The organism is Shewanella sp. 11B5, assembly GCF_002836795.1.
Taxonomy (GTDB): Bacteria; Pseudomonadota; Gammaproteobacteria; order Enterobacterales; family Shewanellaceae; genus Shewanella; species Shewanella frigidimarina.
The window spans coordinates 1-1,047 of the sequence record NZ_PJAP01000203.1 but is presented as its reverse complement, the minus strand read 5'-3'; the positions used below and the strand labels follow the sequence as shown (position 1 = coordinate 1,047).

Genomic DNA, 1,047 nt, shown 5'->3' with positions numbered 1-1,047 from the left:
TACTCAATTGAAAGGCTCTCTTACCACTGACGTATAAAGGGAAGTGAGGGCAGAGTCTGAGGGATCCCCACTGATTTAATATTATGCTTGTGGGTCCTTGATTAAACCTTGTTAAGCGGGGCCAGACTCTGATCCCGCTTATTCTATTAATTACATTTTTGTTCAAAATGATTATTGTGCTCTCTAATATATTTCTCAAATCGTTCTAGATTCACTTGGCTCAAATTAGCGGTACAAAGCTCATATCCAGCTTCAACTCCCAATCCTTTTAATAATGCTGAATCAAGGTTTGGTGATAACTTTGACACAAATTTGCTTCCTTGTTTTACGAAGGTCAATAGATACGCGTCAAATAGCTTATCAATGTGAGCACAAAGTAAAATTCCATTTGCGCCATCGAGCCTTTTTTCATTTGTATTGCATTTGGACCAGGGGACGATATGTGACGCAATTAGAATCTCTCGGATATTTGTCAGGGTTAATGCACAGCACTCTCCGTTACCCCAAATGTTGATTACATTTTGTCTGTATTTACCTTGCCCGACACGCGCTAAAATTAAGGTTTCTCGTTCAGTATTCTCAACCACTGCTTCGAATATATCACTAAGATCATCTGCAATGCTTGGCGGGTTTTTTTTCGAATATTTTACATTGTGGTTACCCAAAGCATAGTAACCACCATTAACCATCTCTAGTGACATGTCTGACAATACTTCTATATAATCTTTGATCTTGGTTTGTCCTGTCTCTGAATTTTCGTCATATATGATAGGGAATGTTTTTAACGAATATCCTTCTTGCTCAACAAGTTTGATGTATTCCATAGCTTCGCCAAATGCATTTTGCTTACGACCTGACTCATTGCGTTCCCAATCCAAAGATAATATTAGGGCTCGATTAGGCTCAGTATTGACATCCCAAGCACCAAAAATAACGAGTTTATCTTTATGATTTACAAATGCCCATCCATAGCGGTCATTGCGATTTGATGCCCCATGGGACTCCATAAACTTTTTTCGTGACATTGATATTCCTTTATTTGTTTTT

Annotated in this window: 1 protein-coding gene; it reads right to left on the bottom strand. The window is 38.2% G+C overall.

Annotated features, from left to right (window positions below):
• Positions 1-146: 146 nt before the first annotated feature.
• On the bottom strand, positions 147-1,047 hold a 901-nt coding region (locus tag CXF78_RS01655; RefSeq protein WP_257984802.1), incomplete at its 5' end, for an HNH endonuclease.